The organism is Streptomyces sp. NEAU-YJ-81, from assembly GCF_017592595.1.
GTDB lineage: Bacteria > Actinomycetota > Actinomycetes > Streptomycetales > Streptomycetaceae > Streptomyces > Streptomyces hygroscopicus_B.
The window spans coordinates 451,614-471,490 of the sequence record NZ_JAGFNO010000003.1; the positions used below are offsets into that span (position 1 = coordinate 451,614).

Here is a 19,877-nt window from a genome sequence, read left to right on the forward strand (position 1 = left end):
AGCGAAGCGCTATGCGCAAGATCATTACGGCTGCCGTCTCGGCTCTGGCCCTCACCGCAGCCCTCACCGCCACCCTCGCCCCGGCCGCGACGGCCCGGGCCGCCGGTGCGCCACCGCGCCTGGGGAACTGCGCCGCCGGTCAACTCTGCCTGTGGCGGAGCGGCGGCTTCACGGGGGCGCGCCAGACCCATGAACTGGCCGGCGTCGACATCGAAAGCTGTGTCCCCCTGCCGTCCGGCACGACCGCGGCCTCGCTGGCGAACCGGACGGGCCGTCCGGTGACGGCGTATCAGAGCGGCGAGTGCGCCGAGACGGCCGAGTTCCGCACCTACCCGACGGGCTCCTGGGCCCCCGAAACCCCGTACCAGGTACGGGCCTTCAAAATCTGGGAACGCTGACCTGGCAGGGGCCCGCACCGGATCCCGGGCCCGAGGCCTGGATGTTTCCCCTACCCGCCCCTTCCCGAACCGGGGGCTTCGCCCCGGGGCCCCGGGGGCCCTGCGGGCGTGTGCTCACGCGCCTTTCGGACGGCGGTGGGTGGTCCCATCACCGTCCGTCGGGCGGCCACCCCGGTGCGGTTCCGCCGCCCGCGGGGGCCGGCCGGAGTGCCAGGCCGGGCTCCGGGGTCGAGGTCCGGGGCGGAGCCTCTGGGTTCGGGGGTGCAGGGCGGAGCCCCTGACCCGGGTGGGGTGCGGGGGTGCCGCCCCCGCGCTCAACCGCCCTGTTCACCCGGGGCGGAGCCCAATGCGGACAGGGGCGCCGGGGCACACGAAAACGCGGGGGCGGGCTGGGAAACCAGCTCGCCCCCGCGTCGGGGTCACTGCCGTCGCAGACGGGTTGCGCGTCGGGGTCGCTGCCGTCGTGGACGGCTACCGCGTCACGGCTCCCCGCCGTCGCAGACGGCTACGCGTCGCCGCCCGCCGGGCCCGGGTCCGCTGCGGCCACGTCCAGGAGCTGGTAGCGGTCGATCGCCTGCTTCAGGGCCGAGCGGTCGATCTTGCCGTCACGGGCCAGCTCCGTCAGCACACCGAGCACGATCGACTCGGCGTCGATGTGGAAGAAGCGCCGCGCGGCGCCACGCGTGTCGGCGAAGCCGAAGCCGTCCGCGCCCAGCGACTGGTACGTGCCGGGCACCCAGCGCGCGATCTGGTCGGGAACCGCACGCATCCAGTCGGAGACGGCCACCTTCGGGCCCTCCGCGTCCGCCAGCTTCCGGGTGACGTACGGGACGCGCTGCTCCTCCTCCGGGTGGAGCAGGTTGTGCTCCTCCGTCTCGACGGCGTCCCGGCGCAGCTCGTTCCAGGACGTGGCCGACCAGACGTCCGCCTTGACGTTCCAGTCCTCGGCCAGGATGCGCTGGGCCTCGATGGCCCACGGCACCGCGACACCGGAGGCGAGGATCTGCGCCGGGATGGCGCCCTTCTCGCCCTGCCGGTAGCGGTAGAGGCCCTTGAGGATGCCCTCGCGGTCCACGTTCTCCGGCTCGGCCGGGTGCTGGATCGGCTCGTTGTAGACGGTGAGGTAGTAGAAGACGTCCTCACTGTTCTCGCCGTACATCCGGCGCAGACCGTCCTGGACGATATGGGCGATCTCGAAGCCGTACGCCGGGTCGTACGCGACGACCGCCGGGTTGGTCGAGGCCAGCAGCTGGGAGTGGCCGTCCGCGTGCTGCAGACCCTCGCCGGTCAGGGTCGTACGACCGGCGGTCGCGCCCAGGACGAACCCGCGCGCCAGCTGGTCGGCCATCTGCCAGAACTGGTCACCGGTGCGCTGGAAGCCGAACATCGAGTAGAAGACGTAGACCGGGATCAGCGGCTCGCCATGCGTGGCGTACGCGGAGCCCGCCGCGATCAGCGAGGCCGTACAGCCGGCCTCGGAGATGCCGTCGTGCAGCATCTGCCCGGTCGGCGACTCCTTGTAGGCCAGCAGCAGCTCACGGTCGACCGACTCGTAGGTCTGGCCCAGCGGGGAGTAGATCTTCGCCGAGGGGAAGAGCGAGTCCATGCCGAAGGTGCGGTACTCGTCGGGCGCGATCGGCACGAACCGCTTGCCGATCTCCTTGTCCCGCATCAGGTCCTTCAGCAGCCGCACGAACGCCATGGTGGTGGCGATCTGCTGCTGGCCGGTGCCCTTCTTGAGGGTGGCGTAGGTCTTGTCGCCCGGCAGCTGCAGCGGTTTGGCGCGCACGACACGGGTCGGCGCGTAGCCGCCCAGCGCCTTGCGGCGGTCGTGCATGTACTGGATCTCCTCCGAGTCCCGGCCCGGGTGGTAGTACGGCGGCAGGCCGGACTCCAGCTCCTGGTCCGGGATCGGCAGGTGCAGCCGGTCGCGGAAGCGCTTGAGGTCGTCGACCGTCAGCTTCTTCATCTGGTGGGTCGCGTTGCGGCCCTCGAAGTTCGGGCCGAGCGTCCAGCCCTTGACGGTCTGCGCCAGGATCACCGTCGGCTGGCCCTTGTGGGCCTTGGCCGCCGCGTACGCCGCGTAGATCTTCTTGTGGTCGTGACCGCCGCGGCCCAGGTGCAGGATCTGGTCGTCGGTCATGCCCTCGACCATCTTGCGCAGCCGCTGGTCCTCGCCGAAGAAGTGGTCCCGGATGTAGCCACCGGTCTCGGTCGCGTACGTCTGGAACTGACCGTCCGGGGTGGTGTTCAGCTTGTTGACCAGGATCCCGTCCCGGTCCTGCGCCAGCAGCGGGTCCCAGGTGCGGTCCCACACCAGCTTGATCACATTCCAGCCGGCGCCGCGGAACTGCGACTCCAGCTCCTGAATGATCTTGCCGTTGCCGCGCACCGGGCCGTCGAGCCGCTGCAGGTTGCAGTTGACCACGAAGGTCAGGTTGTCCAGGCCCTCACGCGCGGCCAGGGAGAGCTGACCGAGCGACTCCGGCTCGTCCATCTCGCCGTCGCCCAGGAACGCCCAGACGTGGGAGCTGGAGGTGTCGGCGACGCCGCGCGCCTCCATATAGCGGTTCATCCGCGCCTGGAAGATCGCGCCGAGCGGGCCCAGGCCCATGGAGACCGTGGGGAACTCCCAGAAGTCCGGCATCGACCGCGGGTGCGGATAGCTGGACAGCGCGTGACCGAGCTTGGACTTCTCCTGACGGAACCCGTCCAGATGGTCCTCGGTCAGGCGGTCCAGCAGGAAGGCCCGGGCGTAGATGCCGGGAGAGGCATGGCCCTGGAAGAAGATCTGGTCGCCACTGTCGTGGTCCTTGCCGCGGAAGAAGTGGTTGAAGCCCACGTCGTACAGCGAGGCGGACGAGGCGAAGGTGGCGATGTGGCCACCGACCCCGATCCCCGGACGCTGCGCCCGGGAGACCATCACCGCCGCGTTCCAGCGGGTCGCGTTGAGGACCTTGCGCTCGATCTCCTCGTTGCCGGGGAAGAACGGCTCGCTCTTGGTGGCGATGGTGTTGACGTAGTCCGTGCTGCGCATCTCGGGCACGGCGACACGCTTCTCGCGGGCGCGCTCGATCAGGCGAAGCATCAGGTAGCGGGCACGTTCCCGGCCTCGCTCATCGACGGCTGCGTCGAGCGAGTCGAGCCATTCCTGGGTCTCTTCGGGATCGAAGTCCGGGACCTGGCTGGGAAGGCCGCCAATGATGATCGGGTTGCGATCGGATCCGGAAGCCACGCTATTCCTTCGCTTTTCGGTCGTGCTGTGCACGCACATGGATTCGTGCTCTGCTGCTGTAGCGCCGTTGTCCATCGTGTACCTCGGGTACGGGATACGTCACCTCTACCGAGTGGTAACCATCACCAGGTGAGACGGGCGCTCCGGCGGCCGTTCGGCGTGCGACGGCCGAATCGCAACCTTACGCCCACGACCGGGGTCGTCTGCGTACGGCCGTTCGGCGCCGGGGCGGCGTAAGGTGGCTAGACACACACGTAAGCCGGACATCCTCGGGCAATCCGGTCGGCCGCGCGCCGTTGCGTGTCGTTCCTCCATGATGGGAGTTGCGGCGACACGTCAACGTTTGGGCGGGATCGCTGGCCGGGTACTTGCGCGATCCGCCCGGCCCGTGTGGACTACGCCCAAAGCCCTCGCGTACGCGCGCGGGGCCCCACAGACTCGAAGAGTGAATGCAAGATGACAGGAGGCAATCCGTGAGCGCGACCGCGGACCACGCGGAGGAGCGGACCAACCCTGCCGCGAGGCTGGGTTTTCAGCCCGAACAGGTGGTCCAGGAGATCGGCTACGACGACGATGTCGACCAGGAGCTCCGCGAGTCCATCGAGGAGATCACCGGCCAGGAGCTCGTCGACGAGGAGTACGACGATGTGGCCGATGCCGTTGTGCTGTGGTTCCGAGAGGACGACGGCGATCTGACGGACGCGCTGGTGGACGCCATCCAGATGATCGACGACGGCGCACCGGTCTGGCTGCTGACGCCCAAGACCGGCCGTGACGGCTATGTCGAGCCGAGCGACATCAATGAGGCCGCGACCACCGCAGGCCTGTCCCAGACCAAGAGCTTCAACGCGGGCAAGGACTGGACGGGCAGCCGTCTGGTCACGCCGAAGGCCGCTCGCAGCGGCAAGCGCTGAGGCTTGGCGGATCCACACCTCAGAGCCCCCCTCCGTTCCCTTTCGGAGGGGGGCTCTGCACGTAGGGTGGACGCGCACCACATGATCATTCGAACGTGATCTTTCAAACGTGAGCGAAGGGATGTCCCCATGGCGATAGAGGTCGGTGCGAAGGCCCCCGACTTTCAGCTGAAGAACCAGCACGGCGAGTCGGTCAAGCTCTCCGACTTCCGGGGCGAGAAGAACGTCGTGCTCCTCTTCTACCCGTTCGCCTTCACCGGCGTCTGCACCGGCGAGCTGTGCGCGCTCCGCGACGAGCTGCCGACGTTCGTCAACGACGAGGTCCAGCTGCTGGCGGTCTCCAATGACTCGCCCTTCAGCCTGCGGGTCTTCGCCGAGCAGGAGGGGCTGGAGTACCCCCTGCTGTCGGACTTCTGGCCGCACGGCGAGACCAGCCGCGCCTACGGCGTCTTCGACGAGGACAAGGGCTGCGCGGTGCGCGGCACCTTCGTGATCGACAAGGAGGGCGTGGTGCGCTGGACGATCGTCAACGGCCTGCCCGACGCGCGGGACCTGAACGACTACGTCAAGGCCCTCGAAACCCTGTAGCAGCTGGGAACCGCTCACTAGGATCGACGCGTTGATCCTGATGGGAAACCTTTGATGAAGGGGCACGCAGTGCTCCTGACGAACCTTTTTGGGAGGACTCGTGGGAGTCAGCCTCAGCAAGGGCGGCAATGTCTCGCTGACCAAGGAAGCCCCGAACCTGACCGCGGTCGTCGTGGGTCTGGGCTGGGACGCCCGCACCACCACGGGCACGGACTTCGACCTCGACGCCAGCGCCCTGCTGACCAACGCCGAGGGCAAGGTCGGCAACGACCAGAACTTCGTCTTCTTCAACAACCTCAAGAGCCCCGACGGCTCCGTGGAGCACACCGGTGACAACATCACCGGTGAGGGCGAGGGCGACGACGAGCAGATCAAGGTGAACCTGGCGGGCGTCCCCGCCGATGTCGCCAAGATCGTCTTCCCGGTGTCGATCTACGACGCCGAGACCCGGCAGCAGAGCTTCGGCCAGGTGCGCAACGCCTTCATCCGCGTGGTGAACCAGGCCGACGGCAATGAGCTGGCCCGCTACGACCTCTCCGAGGACGCCTCGACCGAGACCGCCATGGTCTTCGGCGAGCTGTACCGGAACGGGGCGGAGTGGAAGTTCCGCGCCATCGGCCAGGGGTACGCCTCGGGTCTGCGCGGTATCGCGCAGGACTTCGGCGTCAACGTCTGAGCGAGCCGTCGAGCGCCATTGAGGGCCGTCACAGGTCGTCCAAGGCTGTTCAAGGGCCCGTACGAGGCCGTATTCGGCCCCCGCGCGAGGCCATTCCGGCGCCGCACCCCCGCGCCCCAGAGGCAGGGGTGCGGCGCCGGACGCGCATCACCCACGCACCACCCCGGGGAGGAATCAGCATCATGGGCGTCACACTCGCCAAGGGGGGCAATGTCTCCCTCTCCAAAGCCGCTCCGAATCTCACGCACGTGCTCATCGGCCTGGGCTGGGACGCGCGCTCCACCACCGGAGCGCCGTTCGACCTCGACGCCAGCGCGCTGCTGTGCCAGTCGGGGCGGGTGCTCGGCGATGAGTACTTCATCTTCTACAACAACCTCAAGAGCCCCGAAGGCTCCGTCGAGCACACCGGCGACAACCTCACCGGTGAGGGCGAGGGCGACGACGAGTCCCTGCTGATCGATCTGGTCAAGGTCCCGGCCGAGGTCGACAAGATCGTCTTCCCGGTCTCAATCCATGACGCCGATGCCAGGCGCCAGACGTTCGGGCAGGTCAGCAACGCCTTCATTCGGGTGGTGAACCAGGCGGACGGACAGGAGCTGGCCCGCTACGACCTCTCCGAGGACGCCTCCGGCGAGACCGCGATGATTTTTGGCGAGGTCTATCGCTATGGGGGCGAGTGGAAGTTCAGGGCAGTGGGGCAGGGGTACGCGTCGGGTCTGCGCGGCATCGCTCTAGACTTCGGAGTCAACGTTTCGTAAAGCCGCGTAATAGTGCGCGGGGGAGACCTTACGACGAAGGATTGGGTAGGCAGTGCTCCTCAAAACCTTTGGTTGGTCGTTCGCCGTCACGGTGATCGGTCTGGCCCTGGCCGGCGTCCTCTGGGGGTGGAAGGGGCTCGCAATCGTCGGGATCCTCTCGATCCTGGAGATCTCGCTCTCATTCGACAACGCGGTCATCAACGCGGGCATTCTGCGCAAGATGAACGCCTTCTGGCAGAAGATCTTCCTGACGGTCGGCATTCTGATCGCCGTCTTCGGCATGCGTCTGGTCTTCCCGGTGATCATCGTCGCCATTACGGCGAAGCTGAGTCCCGTCGAGGCCGTCGATCTCGCGATCAACGACAAGGGCGAGTACGAGCACTTGGTCACGGCGGCGCATCCGGCGATCGCGGCCTTCGGCGGGATCTTCCTGCTGATGATCTTCCTCGACTTCATCTTCGAGGAGCGGGACATCAGGTGGCTGGGGTGGCTGGAGAAGCCGCTCGCCAAGCTGGGCCGGCTGGACACGTTCTCGGTCGTCGTCGCCCTGGTCGTGCTGCTGGTCTCCGCCACCACCGTGGCCACCGACGTGGCCCACGGCGGCGGTGACAAGAGCGCCACCGTCCTACTGGCAGGCGTCGCCGGTCTGGTCACCTACTTGATCGTCGGCGGCATCTCCAGCTACTTCGAGGACAAGCTCGAAGAGGAGGAGGAAGACGACGACGAGGCCGACGAGGCCAAGGGTGCGAACGAGAGCGGCGAGGAGACGAAGAGCGCCGCGAACGCCCAGCTCAACGGCAGCGGCGCCCGTGGCTCCAGCGGTGCCAGCGTGGCCGGCCTCGCCGGCAAGGCCGCGTTCTTCCTGTTCCTCTACCTCGAGGTCATCGACGCGTCCTTCTCCTTCGACGGGGTCATCGGCGCCTTCGCGATCACCAACGACATCTTCGAGATGGCGCTGGGTCTGGGTATCGGCGCCATGTACATCCGGTCGCTGACCGTCTACCTGGTCCGCAGGGGCACCCTGGACGACTACGTCTACCTGGAGCATGGCGCGCACTACGCGATCGGCGCGCTCGCCGTCATCCTGCTGGTCACGATCAAGTACGAGATCAACGAGGTCATCACCGGCTTGGTGGGCGTGGTGCTGATCGCCGCCTCGTACTGGTCCTCGGTCGTGCGCAACCGCCGGGAGGCGGCCGGGGGCGAGGGCTCGGAGACCAAGACGGAAGTCACCTCCGGAGTCTGAGTCCGGAGTCTGAGTCCGGAGTCCGAGTCCGGAGTCCGAGCCCGACCGAAGTCACCTCCGGAGTCCGACCTCCGGGAGTGTGACGCGGCGGTGTTTGAGGAACGCTCTGAGCGGGGCGGCCGAGGTCTTCCGACCTCCCGGCCGCCCCGCGGCAGTTGATCGGCTTTGAGGCAGCGGAGCCACGAAGGGTGGGGGTGCGCACCATGGCGTTCTGGAGCAACTGGGGACGGTCCGCGTGGCGTGAGTTCGAGAGCGGCGACGCGTCCGGTGTGGTCGAGCTGACCAAGCGGCAATCGACGATCTCGCTGACCAAGCAGGGGGCCGCCAGCGGCAATCTGCGGATCAATCTCTCCTGGCAGATGCGCACCTCGGACTTCAACAGCAGGGCGGGGCGCGGCTCGCTGCGCCACCCCCTGCGGATGTTCAAGCCCGAGCCGGTGCAGGCGCAGGGGCCCGCGATGGTCAATGTCGACCTCGACCTCGCGGTGATGTACGAGCTGAAGAGCGGCTCCAAGGGCGTGGTGCAGCCGCTCGGCGAGTTCTTCGGCAACCTCAACGAAGCGCCGTACGTCAAGCTCAGCGGGGACGACCGGTTCGGCTCCGGATCCGGCGAGACGGTCTACGTCAACATGGACCACAAGGACGACATCAAGCGACTGCTCGTCTTCGTCTACATCTACGACGGCACCCCCGCCTTCGACCGCACCCACGGCCTGGTCACGCTCTATCCGAGCAATGGGCCGCGGGTGGAGATAGCGCTCGACGAGCGGGCCCCGCAGGCCCGCTCCTGCGCCGTCGTGCTGATCGAGAACGTCAAGGGCGAGATGATGGTCCGCCGCGAGGTGAAGTACGTCTACGGCTTCCAGGCAGAGCTGGACCGGCTGTACGGCTGGGGCCTCCAGTGGGGCCGGGGCTACAAGTCCAAGGTTTGACCGGCCCGCCCGCGGTGCGGCCGGGTCACGATGTGACCCGGCCGCATTCGTCGCCCCCCCCCCCCCGGGGGGGGGGCGGGGCCCGGGCCCCCCCCCCCCCCCCCGCGGCCCTGCCCCCCATTTGTTCCGGAGCTATCCGTTCCGGAGCTATCTGTTCTGGAACTGCGGCCCCTGTGGCGGCAGGACGAAATGCGGGTCCGGCACCTGGACGGGAATCGGCAGCGGGGGCGGCTGTACCGGCCCCGTCGGCTGCACCTGCTGCGGATAGCCGTACGCGGGCGGTTGCGGATAGCCGTACGTCGAGTACGTCGGCTGCTGGGGCGGATAGCCGTAGCCGGGCTGCGCCGGGGGCTGGCCGGGCGGCTGCGGATACCCCGCGGCTGGAGCCTGCGACGGCGGGGGCGGGGCCTGTGACGGCACATAGCCGAAGCCGCTGTCGCCATGCGCCGTGGGGGGCCGCATGGGCTGGGTGCGGTGCGGATCCCAGGGGTCGGGCGACGCCGCGTGCGGATAGCCGTACGCCGGGGACGGGGAGTGGGGCCGGGTCGGCGCCTCGGACGACGACGGGGGCGGCGTGCCGGGGGCCGCTGGGGGTGCGTGGGTGGCGGCGGCCGGGGGCGCCGCGGATGTCCCGGTGGCCGGGGGCTCGGGGGCGGCCAGAGGCTCGGGGGCGGCGGCCAGAGGCTCCGGAACGCCGGCGGTCAGCGGCTCGGGGGCGGGGGTGGCCGGGGGCTCCGGAGCGGCGCCGCCTTCCGGCCCGGCCGGGGCTGCGGCTCCGTCACCGTCCGAGCCGCCCGCGGCCCCGCCGTCCTCCACCGAGATCCCGTACTGCGTGGCCAGCCCGACCAGCCCCGTCTCATAGCCCTGCCCCAGGGCCCGGAACTTCCAGGTGTCGCCGCGCCGGTAGAGCTCACCGCAGATCAGCGCGGCCTCCTTACCGGTCTCCGGCAGCACCGCGAAGATCGCGATCGGCTCGGCGTCCGCCTCGCGCGGCGCACCGGACGAGGCGTCGTAGAGCAGCAGGCTCAGATCCCTCACCTGTCCGAAGGTGCCGCCGTCGGCGGACGCGGCGAGCACCACCCGGCGCACCGCGGGCTCCAGCCCGGAGAACTCGGCCTCGATGGTGTCCGTCAGCGCGCCCTGGTTCGGCTTCTTGGGGAGATGCCGGACCAGACCCGAGGGGTGGTTCGGCTGGTTGTAGAAGACGAAGTCCTCGTCCGAGCGCACCCGGTCGTCCGCGTCCAGCAGCAGCGCCGAGGCGTCCACGTCGGGTACGTCCGTGCCGGGGGTCCAGCGCAACACCGCGCGTATGGCCGTGGCCTCCAGCGGGATGTTCGATCCCTTCAGCATCGCCTGCGTCATGGCGGCAATCCTGCCTTCCCAGTGGGTCCTGGGACAACGCAGGGTGCGGGGCGGGTGGCGGCGGGGAGGTGGTACAGGGCGGCAGGGCGGGTATGCCGGACACCATGCGGACGCACATGGGTTACGTGATTTTCACGCCCTTGGGGAACTTTTGACCCAGGGCCGCACGTACGATTATCGGCCAACCGCGGGTCAGTGTGGCCGAGGCGGCGTACCGGCAGTACGGGGAGTTAGATGCGGCATTTCGGACATCTGACGGATGAGGTGCGGGCGAACGTCTTTCATCAGGAGCCCGGTGAATTCAGCGTGGACTCGCCCGCCCGGACGCTGGCCGTCGCGCTCGGCGCGACCCTGTACTGCCCGGCGACCCGGCCCAAGCTCGCCGAGGACATCGTCAAACAGGCAGGTCGCGGCGTGGTGTCCATGGTGCTGTGCCTGGAGGACTCCATCGACGACGCCGAGGTGCCGGGGGCGGAGGAGAACCTCATACGGCAGTTCGCGGAGCTGTCCGGGCTCGGCCCCGGCACCCCGCTGCCGCTGCTCTTCATCCGGGTCCGCACCCCCGAGCAGATCGTCGATCTCCTCACCCGGTTCGGAGCGGGTGTGCGGCTGCTGTCCGGATTCGTACTGCCGAAATTCACCGAGGAGCGCGGCGGGGCCTTCCTCGAGGCGCTGATGTCGGCCGAAAACGCCCAGGTGACCGAGGCATTGGGCGGACGGCGGCTCTTCGCGATGCCGGTTCTCGAATCGCCCGAGCTGATGCACCGCGAGACGCGCACCGACACCTTGAGCGGCATCAGCCGGATTGTCGACAAGTACCGCGAGCGGGTGCTGGCGCTGCGCCTCGGGGTCACCGATCTGTGCTCGGCGTACGGGCTGCGCAGGGCGCCGGACATGACCGCCTACGACGTCCAGCTCATCGCGTCCGTGATCGCGGACGTGGTGAACATGCTGGGCCGGGCCGACGGCACGGGCTTCACGATCACCGGACCGGTGTGGGAGTACTTCAAACCCCATGAGCGGATGTTCAAACCGCAACTGAGGATCAGCCCCTTCAGCAGCGGCCGCGCCGAATCCCTGCGCACCGCGCTGATCGAGCACCACATGGACGGGCTGCTGCGCGAGATCGAACTGGACCGGGCCAACGGTCTGCAGGGCAAGACCTGCATCCACCCCACCCATGTGGCCCCCGTGCACGCGCTGTCCGTCGTCAGCCACGAGGAGTTCAGCGACGCGGTGGACATCCTGGAGCCCCAGCGCTGCGGGGGCGGTGTGCTGCGTTCCTCGTACACCAACAAAATGAACGAGGTGAAGCCGCACCGGGCATGGGCCGAGCGGACCCTGCGGCGCGCGGAGGTCTTCGGGGTGGCCCGGGAGGATGTGAGCTTCGTGGAACTGCTGGCGGCAAGCCTGCGGACGTAGAGCGAACCGGGCCCGGGACGGACCCCGGACGAGCGACGATGGAAACGAGGCGCAGGGCGGCGTGAGTGTGGGCAACGTGTGGTCGGGACAGTGGGTCGCGGACCGGCTGGGAGTACGGCTGGACGGCGGCTGGGGCGCCGAGGTGCGCCGGGACGGTGAGGGGTCCCGGGGCGGCGAGGTGCGCCGTGACGGCGAGGCGCTCCGCGAGGGCGAGGCGCTCCGCGACGGCGGCGGCCGGGGCGGCGACGACGCGCGGGGTGGCGAGGGCGTCAGCGGCCGGGGCGATGGCGGTCGGGGCGGCGAGGGCGGCGACGGCGTTGGCGGTCGGAACGACGGCGGCCTGGGCGGCGAGGGCGTCAGCGGCCAGGGCGGCGGCGCCGAGCTGCGTGAGCTGCTGGGGCTGGCCCTGCGGCGCAATCCCAAGCGGGCGCATCTCCTGGTCTCCAACGTGCTCGGCAAGCATGTCCCGCAGCGTCCCGCCATCGTCCACGACGCGGGCGTGCGGCTCGGCCGCCGGGTGCGGGAGCTGCTGGGCGACGAGGCGGCGGCGCGCGCGGTGGTGCTCGGGTACGCGGAGACCGCCACCGGCCTCGGCCACAGCGTCGCCGACGGGCTGGCCCTCGCCCCGTACCTCCACTCCACCCGCCGCCCGGTCCCGGGCGTCGCCACGGTGGGCGGCTTCGAGGAGGAGCACAGCCACGCCACCTCCCATCTGCTGCTCCCCGAGGACCCCGGGCTCTTGGCCTCGATGGGCCCCCTGGTCCTCGTGGACGACGAGTTCTCCACGGGCCGTACGGTCCTGAACACCATCGCCGCTCTCCACCGCCGCTTCCCCCGCGACCACTACGTGGTGGTGGCGCTGGTGGACATGCGCTCGCCCGAGGACCGCGCCCGCCTGGACGCCTTCGCGGCCGACCTCGGCGCCCGCGTCGACCTGGTCGCCGCCGCGGCCGGAGCGGTGCATCTCCCGGACGACGTCCTGGAGCGCGGAGCGAAGCTGGTGGCCGCACACGAGGAGGCTGCCCCGGACCACGAGGCCGCGCCCGCCCGCACAGCACCCCCGGCAGGTGCCGCCTTCACGGTGCCCTCGGCAGGTGCCGCCTCCACGGTGCCCTCGACAGGTGGCGCCCCCGACGCGGGTCCGGCCGTGGTCCGCGTAGACCTCGGCTGGCCCGAAGGGCTCCCGGACGGCGGTCGCCACGGCTTCACCCCCGCCCACCGCGCCCGCCTGGAAGCGACCCTCCCCACCATGGCCACCCGCCTCGCGAACGCGCTGGCGCAAGCGCCGGAGCACCCAGCCGAGCCTGCCGACGGTGCCCCGATGTCGCCCAAGGGGCACGCGGCACCTGCTCCGGATGGCCTGTCCGACGACGCCCAGGCGGCCCCGGAGGGCCATGCCGTGCCGGACCACCCAGCCACGCCCGCCGGGGACGGGCCCCGGGGCCGGGGCGATGCCCCGGCGGGAGCGACGGACGACCGGAGCGCGCACCCGGCCTCGCCCGCCGGTGGCGCCTCGGTGGCTCCTGGGGGACAGGCTGGGCCGAGCCGCCCGGCCTCGCCCGCCGGTGGCGCCCCCGCGGCTCCCGGGGGACACGCCGCACCGGACCACCCGACCCCGCCCGCCGACGGCGACCCCACGTCCCCCGGAGGCCGCACCGCGCCGGACGCGCCCGCCAACGGCACTGCGGCGCCCGCCGACGACCCCGCCATGGCCCCCCGCCGGACCGCGCCCGCCCCGACCGGGCCGGGCGGGCCGCCCGCCCCGGCGGTCGGTGGCGCTGGTGCCACCGACCGGCCGCGGCCGCCCCGTCCCTCCTCCCGCCGCATCCTCGTCCTCGGGTTCGAGGAGCTGATGTACGCGCCGCTTCGTATCGCGAAGGCGCTCGACGACGTCCTCGACGGCGTCGAGGTGCGGTATTCGACGACCACCCGCTCACCCGTGCTCGCCGTCGACGACCCCGGGTACGCCATCCGGACCCGGCTGACCTTCCCCGCGCACGACGAGCCCGCCGACGGCCCCGGGCCGCGCTACGCCTACAACGTGGCGCCCGGTGCCGATCCGGACCGCCGCTTCGACGCCGTCGTCGCCGTCGTCGACTCGACCGCCGACACGCCCGCGCTGCACGCCCCCGGCGGGCTGCTCGCCGCGCTGAGCGCGCACACGGACCGGCTGGTCCTGGCCGTCGTGCCGTCGTATCGCCCCCAGACCCCACCCACCCCCCGCACCGTCCCCGAACGACAGGCTCCGCCCATGCACCAACCGTCGTACGAGCCCCTGCGCGGACCGGACTTCTCGTCCTACGCGCCCGAAGAGGTCGGCTGGCTGCTCCAGGACTTCTCCCACGTCACCCTTGAGGCGCCCACCGAGGAGCGGGAGGAGGCGATCCAGAGCGGGGGCGCGCACTACGCCGAGTCGCTGCCCGTGGAGTACCAGCCGAACGAGCGCTACCAGGAGCTCTTCCGGGCCGCCCTCGACGCCTCCGCCGCCCGGATCGCCCGCGCCGTCGGCGCGGTCACCGAGATCGTGCTCGCCGAGCGCTCCCCGCGCCCCGTCTTCGTCTCGCTCGCCCGCGCCGGCACCCCCGTCGGGGTGCTGATGCGCCGCTGGGCGCAGCACGCCCATGGGCTCGACCTCCCGCACTACGCGGTCTCCATCGTGCGCGGCCGCGGTATCGACACCGCCGCGCTGCGCTGGCTGGCGGACCACCACGACCCCTCCGACGTCGTCTTCGTCGACGGCTGGACCGGTAAGGGCGCCATCACCCGCGAGCTGTCGGACGCCCTCGCCCCGTACCCGGACTTCGACCCGCGGATCGCGGTCCTCGCCGATCCCGGCCGCTGTGTGGACACCTACGGCACCCGGGACGACTTCCTCGTCCCCTCCGCGTGCCTCAACTCGACCGTCTCCGGGCTGATATCGCGCACCGTGCTCCGCGCCGACCTCGTCGGCCCGAACGACTTCCACGGCGCGAAGTACTACCGCGAACTCGCCGGCTCCGATGTCTCCGGATACTTCCTCGACACCGTCTCGGGCCGCTTCGCGGAGGTCGCCGAGGCCGCCATGGCCGACGCCAGGCAGCTCGCGGCCACCGACCGCAGCCCCACCTGGGAGGGGTGGGCCGCGGTCGAGCGGATCAGCCAGGAGTACGGCATCCACGACGTCAACCTCGTCAAGCCGGGCGTCGGCGAGACCACCCGGGTGCTGCTGCGGCGCGTCCCGTGGAAGATCCTCGCCCAGCGCGGTGCGGGCGCCGACCTGGACCATGTGCGGCTGCTCGCCGAGCAGCGCGGAGTGCCGGTCGAGGAGATCGACGGGCTTCCGTACACCTGCGTCGGGCTGATCCACCCGCACTACACCCGGGGCGCCACCGGGGCCGACGGAAAAGCAGTAACCACGGCAGGCACAGCAGGCACCACAGACGCGGCGAACACGGCGGGCACCGCCAACAGCGACGAAAGAACGGTGGCCGCACGATGAGCGTCCTGGTGGCAAGCGATCTCGACCGCACCCTGATCTACTCCGCGGCCGCGCTCGGCCTCGACATGCCGGACGCCGAGGCCCCGCGGCTGCTGTGCGTCGAGACGTATGAGGGCCGGCCGCTGTCGTACATGACCGAGACCGCCGCCGGGCTGCTCGCCGAACTGGTCCGCACCTCCGTCTTCGTCCCCACGACCACCCGCACCGTCGAGCAGTACCGCCGCATCCGCCTCCCCGGCCCCGCCTCCCGCTTCGCGATCTGCGCCAACGGCGGCCGGCTGCTGGTGAACGGCGAGCCCGACGCCGACTGGAACCAGCGGGTCCGTACCATCCTCGGCGACGCCTGCGCCCCCCTGGAGGAGGTGCGCGCCCACCTCAGCGCCACCGCCGACCCCGCCTGGCTGCTCAAGGAGCGGGTGGCCGAGGAGCTGTTCGCCTATCTCGTGGTCGAACGGGAGCTGCTGCCCCAGGGGTACGTCAAGGAACTCACGCAGTGGGCCGAGCCGCGCGGCTGGACGGTCTCCCTTCAGGGCCGCAAGATCTACGCGGTGCCCAAGCCGCTCACCAAGAGCGCGGCCGTCGCCGAGATCAGGAACCGCACCGGAGCGGACGAGGTGCTCGCCGCGGGCGATTCGCTGCTCGACACCGATCTGCTGCTCGCGGCCGACCGCGCCTGGCGCCCCGGCCACGGCGAACTGGCCGACGCCGGCTGGACGGCCCCCCAGGTGACCGTGGTCGAGGAGACGGGCGTCGCGGCGGGCGAGACCATCGTCCGTGCCCTGGGCGAACGCTCCTCCGTCACCTGGGCGCGCGCCCGCAGCCAGGTCATCCGCGCCGTCTCCCGCGGCCGGGACTGATCCGTCCCCCCTCCACCCGCGCAGGGCCCCCTTCGGAACCTCTCGCGCTGTCGTGACGTCGGGTTACAGTCACCGAGTCACCACAGTCGGCATGTGCGACATCGTCCGGGAAGCCGAGCAGACCGAAGGGGGCCGCGATGGCCGAGAGCAAGAGCACACCGATCACGGCCGAGCTGTACGAGTACGTCCTGCGGCACAACCCGCCGCTCGACCCCGTACTGCGCGAGCTGGTCGAGGTCACCCACCGCAGCCTCCCCCAGCAGGCCGGGATGCAGTCCGCCGAGGAGCAGGCCCCGCTGCTGGCCTTCCTGGTCCGGCTGACCGGCGCCCGCCATATCGTCGAGGTCGGCACCTTCACCGGCTTCTCCGCGCTGGCCATGGCCCAGGCGCTGCCCGCCGACGGCAGGCTGATCGCCTGCGATGTGTCGGAGGAGTGGACGGCGTACGGGCGGAAGGCGTGGGCCAAGGCCGGTGTCGAGGCCCGCATCGACCTGCGGATCGCGCCCGCGCTGGACACTCTGCGCGCGATGCCCGCCGAGCCCCATATCGATCTCGCCTATCTCGACGCGGACAAGGAGAACTACATCCCGTACTGGGAGGAGCTGGTCCCGCGGATGAACCCCGGCGGTCTGATCGTCGCGGACAACGTGTTCTACCACGGGGCCGTCACGGCCTCGGCGCCGTCGACCGCGGGCGCCGCGATCCAGGCGTTCAACGATCATGTGGCGGCGGACGTCCGGATGGAGGCGGTCATGCTCACCGTCGCCGACGGCCTGACGCTCGCGCGCCGGATCGGCTGAGGCGGCCGGGCCGACCGCGTTACGGAGGTCGAGCCGACCGCGTCACGAGGGCCGGGCCGAACCGCGTCACGAGGGCCGGGCCGAACCGCGTCACCGAGAGCGGGGGCGCCGCAAGAACCTGGCCCAGCGGTGGCTCCCGGCCTTGTCGGTGGGCTCGGCGCCACCGGGCTGATCCAGCTTGCCCCACTTACCGGGCGGCTGACCGCGTCGTTCACCCGACTCCTCGGCGGGCCCACGGCGCTCCGCGGACTCACGTCGCTCAGCGGACTCACGGCCACCCTCTGCCCCCGCCTGGGCCGTAAGAGGCCCGCCCGAGGTGCCCGGCCCGCCCGGGGCTTCAGGTGTGAGCGGGGTGCCCGGCGGGGCGGCCGTCCCGGTCTGTTCGGCAGCACGCCCGCGCGCGGCGATCAGTTCCTGGGCGTGGACGGCCTCGCGTTCGGCCTGCTCGGGGTGGCGGGTCACCCAGTACGGATTGTCATGCGGCAGCCCGCCGCTGACCCGTCCGTACATGCCGAACCACATCAGCAGCAGCCCCACCACAAAGCTGAACAGCACGTTCTGCATCCGGAACGCCAGGAAGTTGAACGTGGTCTCCAGCACCGCCAGATTGACGAACCCGCTCAGCAGGAAGAGGATCCCGAGCACCAGGTTGAGCGTCGAGGCGAAGTTGCCGCCGATGACCATGCCGACGAACAGCAGCAGCCCGATGACGATGGAGAGCACGCTCAGCGCGCCGTTGGTGTTCAGCCCGGCGACCGTGTCACCGCCGATGTCGAAGAAGCCGACCTGGTCGATCAGGCCCAGGATGCCGAAGGCGACGAGCACCAGCCCCATGAGCCCGGCGCCGACGCGATAGAACTTGCTGAGCCGGTGATCGATCGGCAGATGCTCATCGAGCGAGGTATGCGCGCCGATCCGCTCCGGGAAGTGCCGTGCGACTCCGGCGGGGTGAGGACCGATGGGGGAGGGGCGGCCCATAGCCATCTCCGGCCTCCTTCTGCTGGCGCCGGACCTCGGCTTCGCGCTGTTCGCGGTCGAGGCGGTACCCGCGGACGCCACGCCACCGTCGCGTACACGACGTACGCGCGCACATCCGGGTGCGTCGCGTACGTACGAAGGCGCGGCACGGGTACGTACCTCCCAGGATCCGCCCCCGCCCCCGTCGGCTCAACCGCAGCTCAACACCGGCTCACCCGCAGCTCAACACCGGCTCACCCTCAGCCGCAGCAGCCGCCCCCACAGCAGCCGCCCCCGCCACCGCCGCCGGACGGGGGCCGGGCCGAGGAGGCGGAGGAGGACGAGGCGCCGGTGACGGCCACGGTGGACAGCAGCTTCACCGTGTCGCCGTGCCCGTCCGGGCAGGACGCGGGAGCGGAGGACTCGGCCATGGGCCGGTTCAGCTCAAAGGTGGTGCCGCAGGCGCGGCAGCGGTACTCATAGCGAGGCATGGCAGGAGCATAACCACCGAACCGCAGGTCAGCCCCCCGAACTACAGGGCCCCTGACGCGCGGGCTCAGTGCCCGCTGCCCCGCTCCTCCCGAATCCCCTGGACGACCCGGGCGGCGGTCTGCCGTACGGCCTCCGTCTCGGAGAGGAAGTGCCACCAGTCCGGATGCCGCCCCTCCAGCCCCGCGATGGCCCGCTCCAGGCGCTCCACGGCGTCGTCCAGCGGGCGGGCGTGACGCGGATCGGGCGTGGAGCGCCCGGCCATGGCCAGCCGCTGCGCGTCGCGGATCGCGAACCGGGTGCGCTCGATCTCCTTCTGCTGGTCGAACGACACCTCGTCCAGCCGCCGCAGCCGGTCCCCGGCCGCCGAGACGGCCTCGTCCGTGCTGTTCAGCAGCGCCCTTACGGTGGCCAGCAGCGCGGTGGCGTCCGGCCAGCGCTGCTCCTCGCGCGCCGCCTGCGCCTCCTTGAGCTTCTCCTCGGCCTGCGCCACATCCCGTGCCGCCTGCGCGGGGACCGACTGCAGATCCTGCCAGCAGGCCGCGCTGTAGCGGCGGCGCAGCTCGCTGAGGACGGGCTCGACCCCGGCGGCCCGCGTGGTGATCGCCTGCGCGCGGGTGCGCAGCGACACCAGCCGCTTGTCGATCTCCGCGGACCGCTCCGGCAGCCGCTCGGCCTCCCCGCGTACCGCCTCCGCCCTGCGCAGCACGTCATCGGCGCGCCGCAGGGTCTCCTGCACACCGTGCTGCCCAGCCCCCTGGTTGAGCTTGGTCAACTCGGGCGACAGCGCCGCCAGCCGGGCCGCCAGATCGTCCGCCCGCAGCCCCGACGCACGCACCGCGTCCAGCGCGTTACTCGCCGCGAGCAACGCCTGCCGCGCCCGCTCCACCGCCGGCGCCAGCCGCGCCAGCCGCGTCTCGGCCTGCTCCAGCAGCGGCCCCAGTCCTTGCGCGAACCGGTCCAGATCCGCCTTGGTGCGCTCCAGCGCATCCTTCGCCCTGGTCAGATCGGTGCGGGCCCGGGAGGCCGTCGCCGAGTCCAGATCGTCCCGGTCCAGATCATGCGCGTCCACCGCCGTGATGTAGTCCCGGCTGACCTGGTCGATCCGCTGCCCCAGCGCCGAGAAGTCGGCCGCGGTCCGGCGCGCGGCGGGCGAATCGTCCACGGCGGTGATCGTCTCGATGGAGATCCGCAGATCCCGCTGCGCCGTGTCCAGCTCATAGAACGCCGCCGCCGCGGCGTCCTTGGCCGCCTGCGCCTCGGCCCGCTGACTCTCCCCGCGCCCCCCGAACCACCGCCGCCCCCCGCTCCCACCAGCGAACGAAAGCGCCCCCACCACCGCCAACAACGGCACCGGCAGCAACATCAGCCCGAGCACGGAGGGACGGCCCGAACGACGCACCCGGGCCGCCGGACGCGCAGACTCCCGCGATGGACGCGCAGACTCTGCAGATGTCGCCGCCACTACCCGCTCCCGATGGATCGCCCAGGTCCGAATGTCATTCTCCCACCCGACACTGACGAGCACAGCGCTCGGTTCGGTTCGCGATCTGCGGACTTCTCTCGTCCGAGCCCCAGATACGGGCTTCTCCCCGGCCGCCTTCACGATTGCGGCACCACCCCGGGGACCCTGTAGGCTGACAGCTCCCCCAGGGCGCATAGCTCAGCGGTAGAGCGCTGCCCTTACAAGGCAGATGTCGGCGGTTCGAACCCGTCTGCGCCCACAGCGATTGACCAGCGACGACGCCCCGCACCGAGATCGGTA

At 70.9% G+C, this 19,877-nt stretch carries 16 protein-coding genes and 1 tRNA gene; 12 read left to right on the plus strand and 5 right to left on the minus strand.

The window, feature by feature from the left end; genetic code table 11:
- Positions 1-11: 11 nt before the first annotated feature.
- Complete coding sequence (locus tag J5X86_RS10425) at positions 12-398, plus strand: peptidase inhibitor family I36 protein (protein WP_208516439.1); 387 nt, start codon at positions 12-14, stop codon at positions 396-398.
- A gap of 505 nt (positions 399-903) precedes the next feature.
- Here the strand turns inward: J5X86_RS10425 and aceE are convergent.
- Positions 904-3,633, minus strand: a complete 2,730-nt coding sequence (aceE, locus tag J5X86_RS10430; protein WP_208516440.1) for a pyruvate dehydrogenase (acetyl-transferring), homodimeric type — start codon at positions 3,631-3,633, stop codon at positions 904-906.
- 473 nt (positions 3,634-4,106) lie between these two features.
- Here aceE and J5X86_RS10435 point away from each other — a divergent pair, with 473 nt between their 5' ends.
- The 6 genes from J5X86_RS10435 to J5X86_RS10460 all read left to right on the plus strand — a co-directional run bounded on the left by J5X86_RS10435 (position 4,107) and on the right by J5X86_RS10460 (position 8,747).
- Positions 4,107-4,547, plus strand: a complete 441-nt coding sequence (locus J5X86_RS10435; protein ID WP_014060347.1) for a DUF3052 domain-containing protein — start codon at positions 4,107-4,109, stop codon at positions 4,545-4,547.
- Positions 4,548-4,676: 129 nt separating this feature from the next.
- Entirely contained in the window at positions 4,677-5,135 is a 459-nt protein-coding gene (locus J5X86_RS10440; RefSeq protein ID WP_119987734.1) for a peroxiredoxin, read from the plus strand.
- A 100-nt stretch (positions 5,136-5,235) separates the two neighbouring features.
- Positions 5,236-5,811 (plus strand): TerD family protein, encoded by a 576-nt coding sequence (locus tag J5X86_RS10445; RefSeq protein ID WP_009718272.1) that lies wholly within the window; start codon positions 5,236-5,238, stop codon positions 5,809-5,811.
- A gap of 182 nt (positions 5,812-5,993) precedes the next feature.
- Entirely contained in the window at positions 5,994-6,569 is a 576-nt protein-coding gene (locus tag J5X86_RS10450; RefSeq protein WP_078641185.1) for a TerD family protein, read from the plus strand.
- Positions 6,570-6,621: 52 nt separating this feature from the next.
- Positions 6,622-7,815 (plus strand): DUF475 domain-containing protein, encoded by a 1,194-nt coding sequence (locus J5X86_RS10455; RefSeq protein WP_208516441.1) that lies wholly within the window; start codon positions 6,622-6,624, stop codon positions 7,813-7,815.
- 203 nt (positions 7,816-8,018) lie between these two features.
- Entirely contained in the window at positions 8,019-8,747 is a 729-nt protein-coding gene (locus J5X86_RS10460) for a Tellurium resistance (RefSeq protein WP_137965592.1), read from the plus strand.
- A gap of 147 nt (positions 8,748-8,894) precedes the next feature.
- On the opposite strand, the gene J5X86_RS10465 is transcribed toward J5X86_RS10460, so the two are convergent.
- Complete coding sequence (locus J5X86_RS10465) at positions 8,895-10,109, minus strand: TerD family protein (RefSeq protein ID WP_208516442.1); 1,215 nt, start codon at positions 10,107-10,109, stop codon at positions 8,895-8,897.
- A gap of 234 nt (positions 10,110-10,343) precedes the next feature.
- On the opposite strand from J5X86_RS10465, the gene J5X86_RS10470 reads away from it, so the two are divergent.
- The 4 genes from J5X86_RS10470 (at position 10,344) to J5X86_RS10485 (ending at position 16,666) form a co-directional block, all read left to right on the plus strand.
- A complete protein-coding gene (locus tag J5X86_RS10470) occupies positions 10,344-11,531 on the plus strand; it encodes an HpcH/HpaI aldolase/citrate lyase family protein (RefSeq protein WP_208516443.1) in 1,188 nt (395 codons plus the stop codon).
- 340 nt (positions 11,532-11,871) lie between these two features.
- Complete coding sequence (locus J5X86_RS10475; protein ID WP_208516572.1) at positions 11,872-15,009, plus strand: phosphoribosyltransferase; 3,138 nt, start codon at positions 11,872-11,874, stop codon at positions 15,007-15,009.
- A complete protein-coding gene (locus J5X86_RS10480; protein WP_208516444.1) occupies positions 15,006-15,866 on the plus strand; it encodes an HAD family hydrolase in 861 nt (286 codons plus the stop codon). The genes J5X86_RS10475 and J5X86_RS10480 overlap by 4 nt, the downstream gene beginning before the upstream one ends.
- A 137-nt stretch (positions 15,867-16,003) precedes the next feature.
- Positions 16,004-16,666, plus strand: a complete 663-nt coding sequence (locus J5X86_RS10485; RefSeq protein WP_208516445.1) for an O-methyltransferase — start codon at positions 16,004-16,006, stop codon at positions 16,664-16,666.
- Positions 16,667-16,756: 90 nt separating this feature from the next.
- On the opposite strand, the gene J5X86_RS10490 is transcribed toward J5X86_RS10485, so the two are convergent.
- From J5X86_RS10490 to J5X86_RS10500, 3 genes are all read right to left on the minus strand, one after another.
- On the minus strand, positions 16,757-17,650 hold the full coding sequence (locus J5X86_RS10490; protein WP_208516446.1) for a DUF4383 domain-containing protein: 894 nt from the start codon (positions 17,648-17,650) through the stop codon (positions 16,757-16,759).
- 233 nt (positions 17,651-17,883) lie between these two features.
- The gene (locus J5X86_RS10495) at positions 17,884-18,114 is read right to left on the minus strand and encodes a zinc ribbon domain-containing protein (RefSeq protein WP_078641178.1); all 231 of its coding nucleotides are present in this window, start codon (positions 18,112-18,114) and stop codon (positions 17,884-17,886) included.
- Positions 18,115-18,179: 65 nt separating this feature from the next.
- Positions 18,180-19,478: a hypothetical protein gene (locus J5X86_RS10500; RefSeq protein ID WP_208516447.1), complete on the minus strand. Its 1,299-nt coding sequence runs from the start codon at positions 19,476-19,478 to the stop codon at positions 18,180-18,182.
- Positions 19,479-19,764: 286 nt separating this feature from the next.
- Here J5X86_RS10500 and J5X86_RS10505 point away from each other — a divergent pair.
- Positions 19,765-19,836 (plus strand) — tRNA-Val (locus J5X86_RS10505).
- Positions 19,837-19,877 lie beyond the last annotated feature (41 nt).

Bases quoted from the DNA above. Each gene is read 5' to 3' on its own strand.
- J5X86_RS10425 (WP_208516439.1), top strand. From the start codon at position 12: ATGCGCAAGATCATTACGGCTGCCGTCTCGGCTCTGGCCCTCACCGCA.
- J5X86_RS10440 (WP_119987734.1), top strand. From the start codon at position 4,677: ATGGCGATAGAGGTCGGTGCGAAGGCCCCCGACTTTCAGCTGAAGAAC.
- J5X86_RS10450 (WP_078641185.1), top strand. From the start codon at position 5,994: ATGGGCGTCACACTCGCCAAGGGGGGCAATGTCTCCCTCTCCAAAGCC.
- J5X86_RS10460 (WP_137965592.1), top strand. From the start codon at position 8,019: ATGGCGTTCTGGAGCAACTGGGGACGGTCCGCGTGGCGTGAGTTCGAG.
- J5X86_RS10465 (WP_208516442.1), bottom strand. From the start codon at position 10,109: ATGACGCAGGCGATGCTGAAGGGATCGAACATCCCGCTGGAGGCCACG.
- J5X86_RS10470 (WP_208516443.1), top strand. From the start codon at position 10,344: ATGCGGCATTTCGGACATCTGACGGATGAGGTGCGGGCGAACGTCTTT.
- J5X86_RS10480 (WP_208516444.1), top strand. From the start codon at position 15,006: ATGAGCGTCCTGGTGGCAAGCGATCTCGACCGCACCCTGATCTACTCC.
- J5X86_RS10485 (WP_208516445.1), top strand. From the start codon at position 16,004: ATGGCCGAGAGCAAGAGCACACCGATCACGGCCGAGCTGTACGAGTAC.
- J5X86_RS10490 (WP_208516446.1), bottom strand. From the start codon at position 17,650: ATGGCTATGGGCCGCCCCTCCCCCATCGGTCCTCACCCCGCCGGAGTC.
- J5X86_RS10495 (WP_078641178.1), bottom strand. From the start codon at position 18,114: ATGCCTCGCTATGAGTACCGCTGCCGCGCCTGCGGCACCACCTTTGAG.
- J5X86_RS10500 (WP_208516447.1), bottom strand. From the start codon at position 19,478: ATGTTGCTGCCGGTGCCGTTGTTGGCGGTGGTGGGGGCGCTTTCGTTC.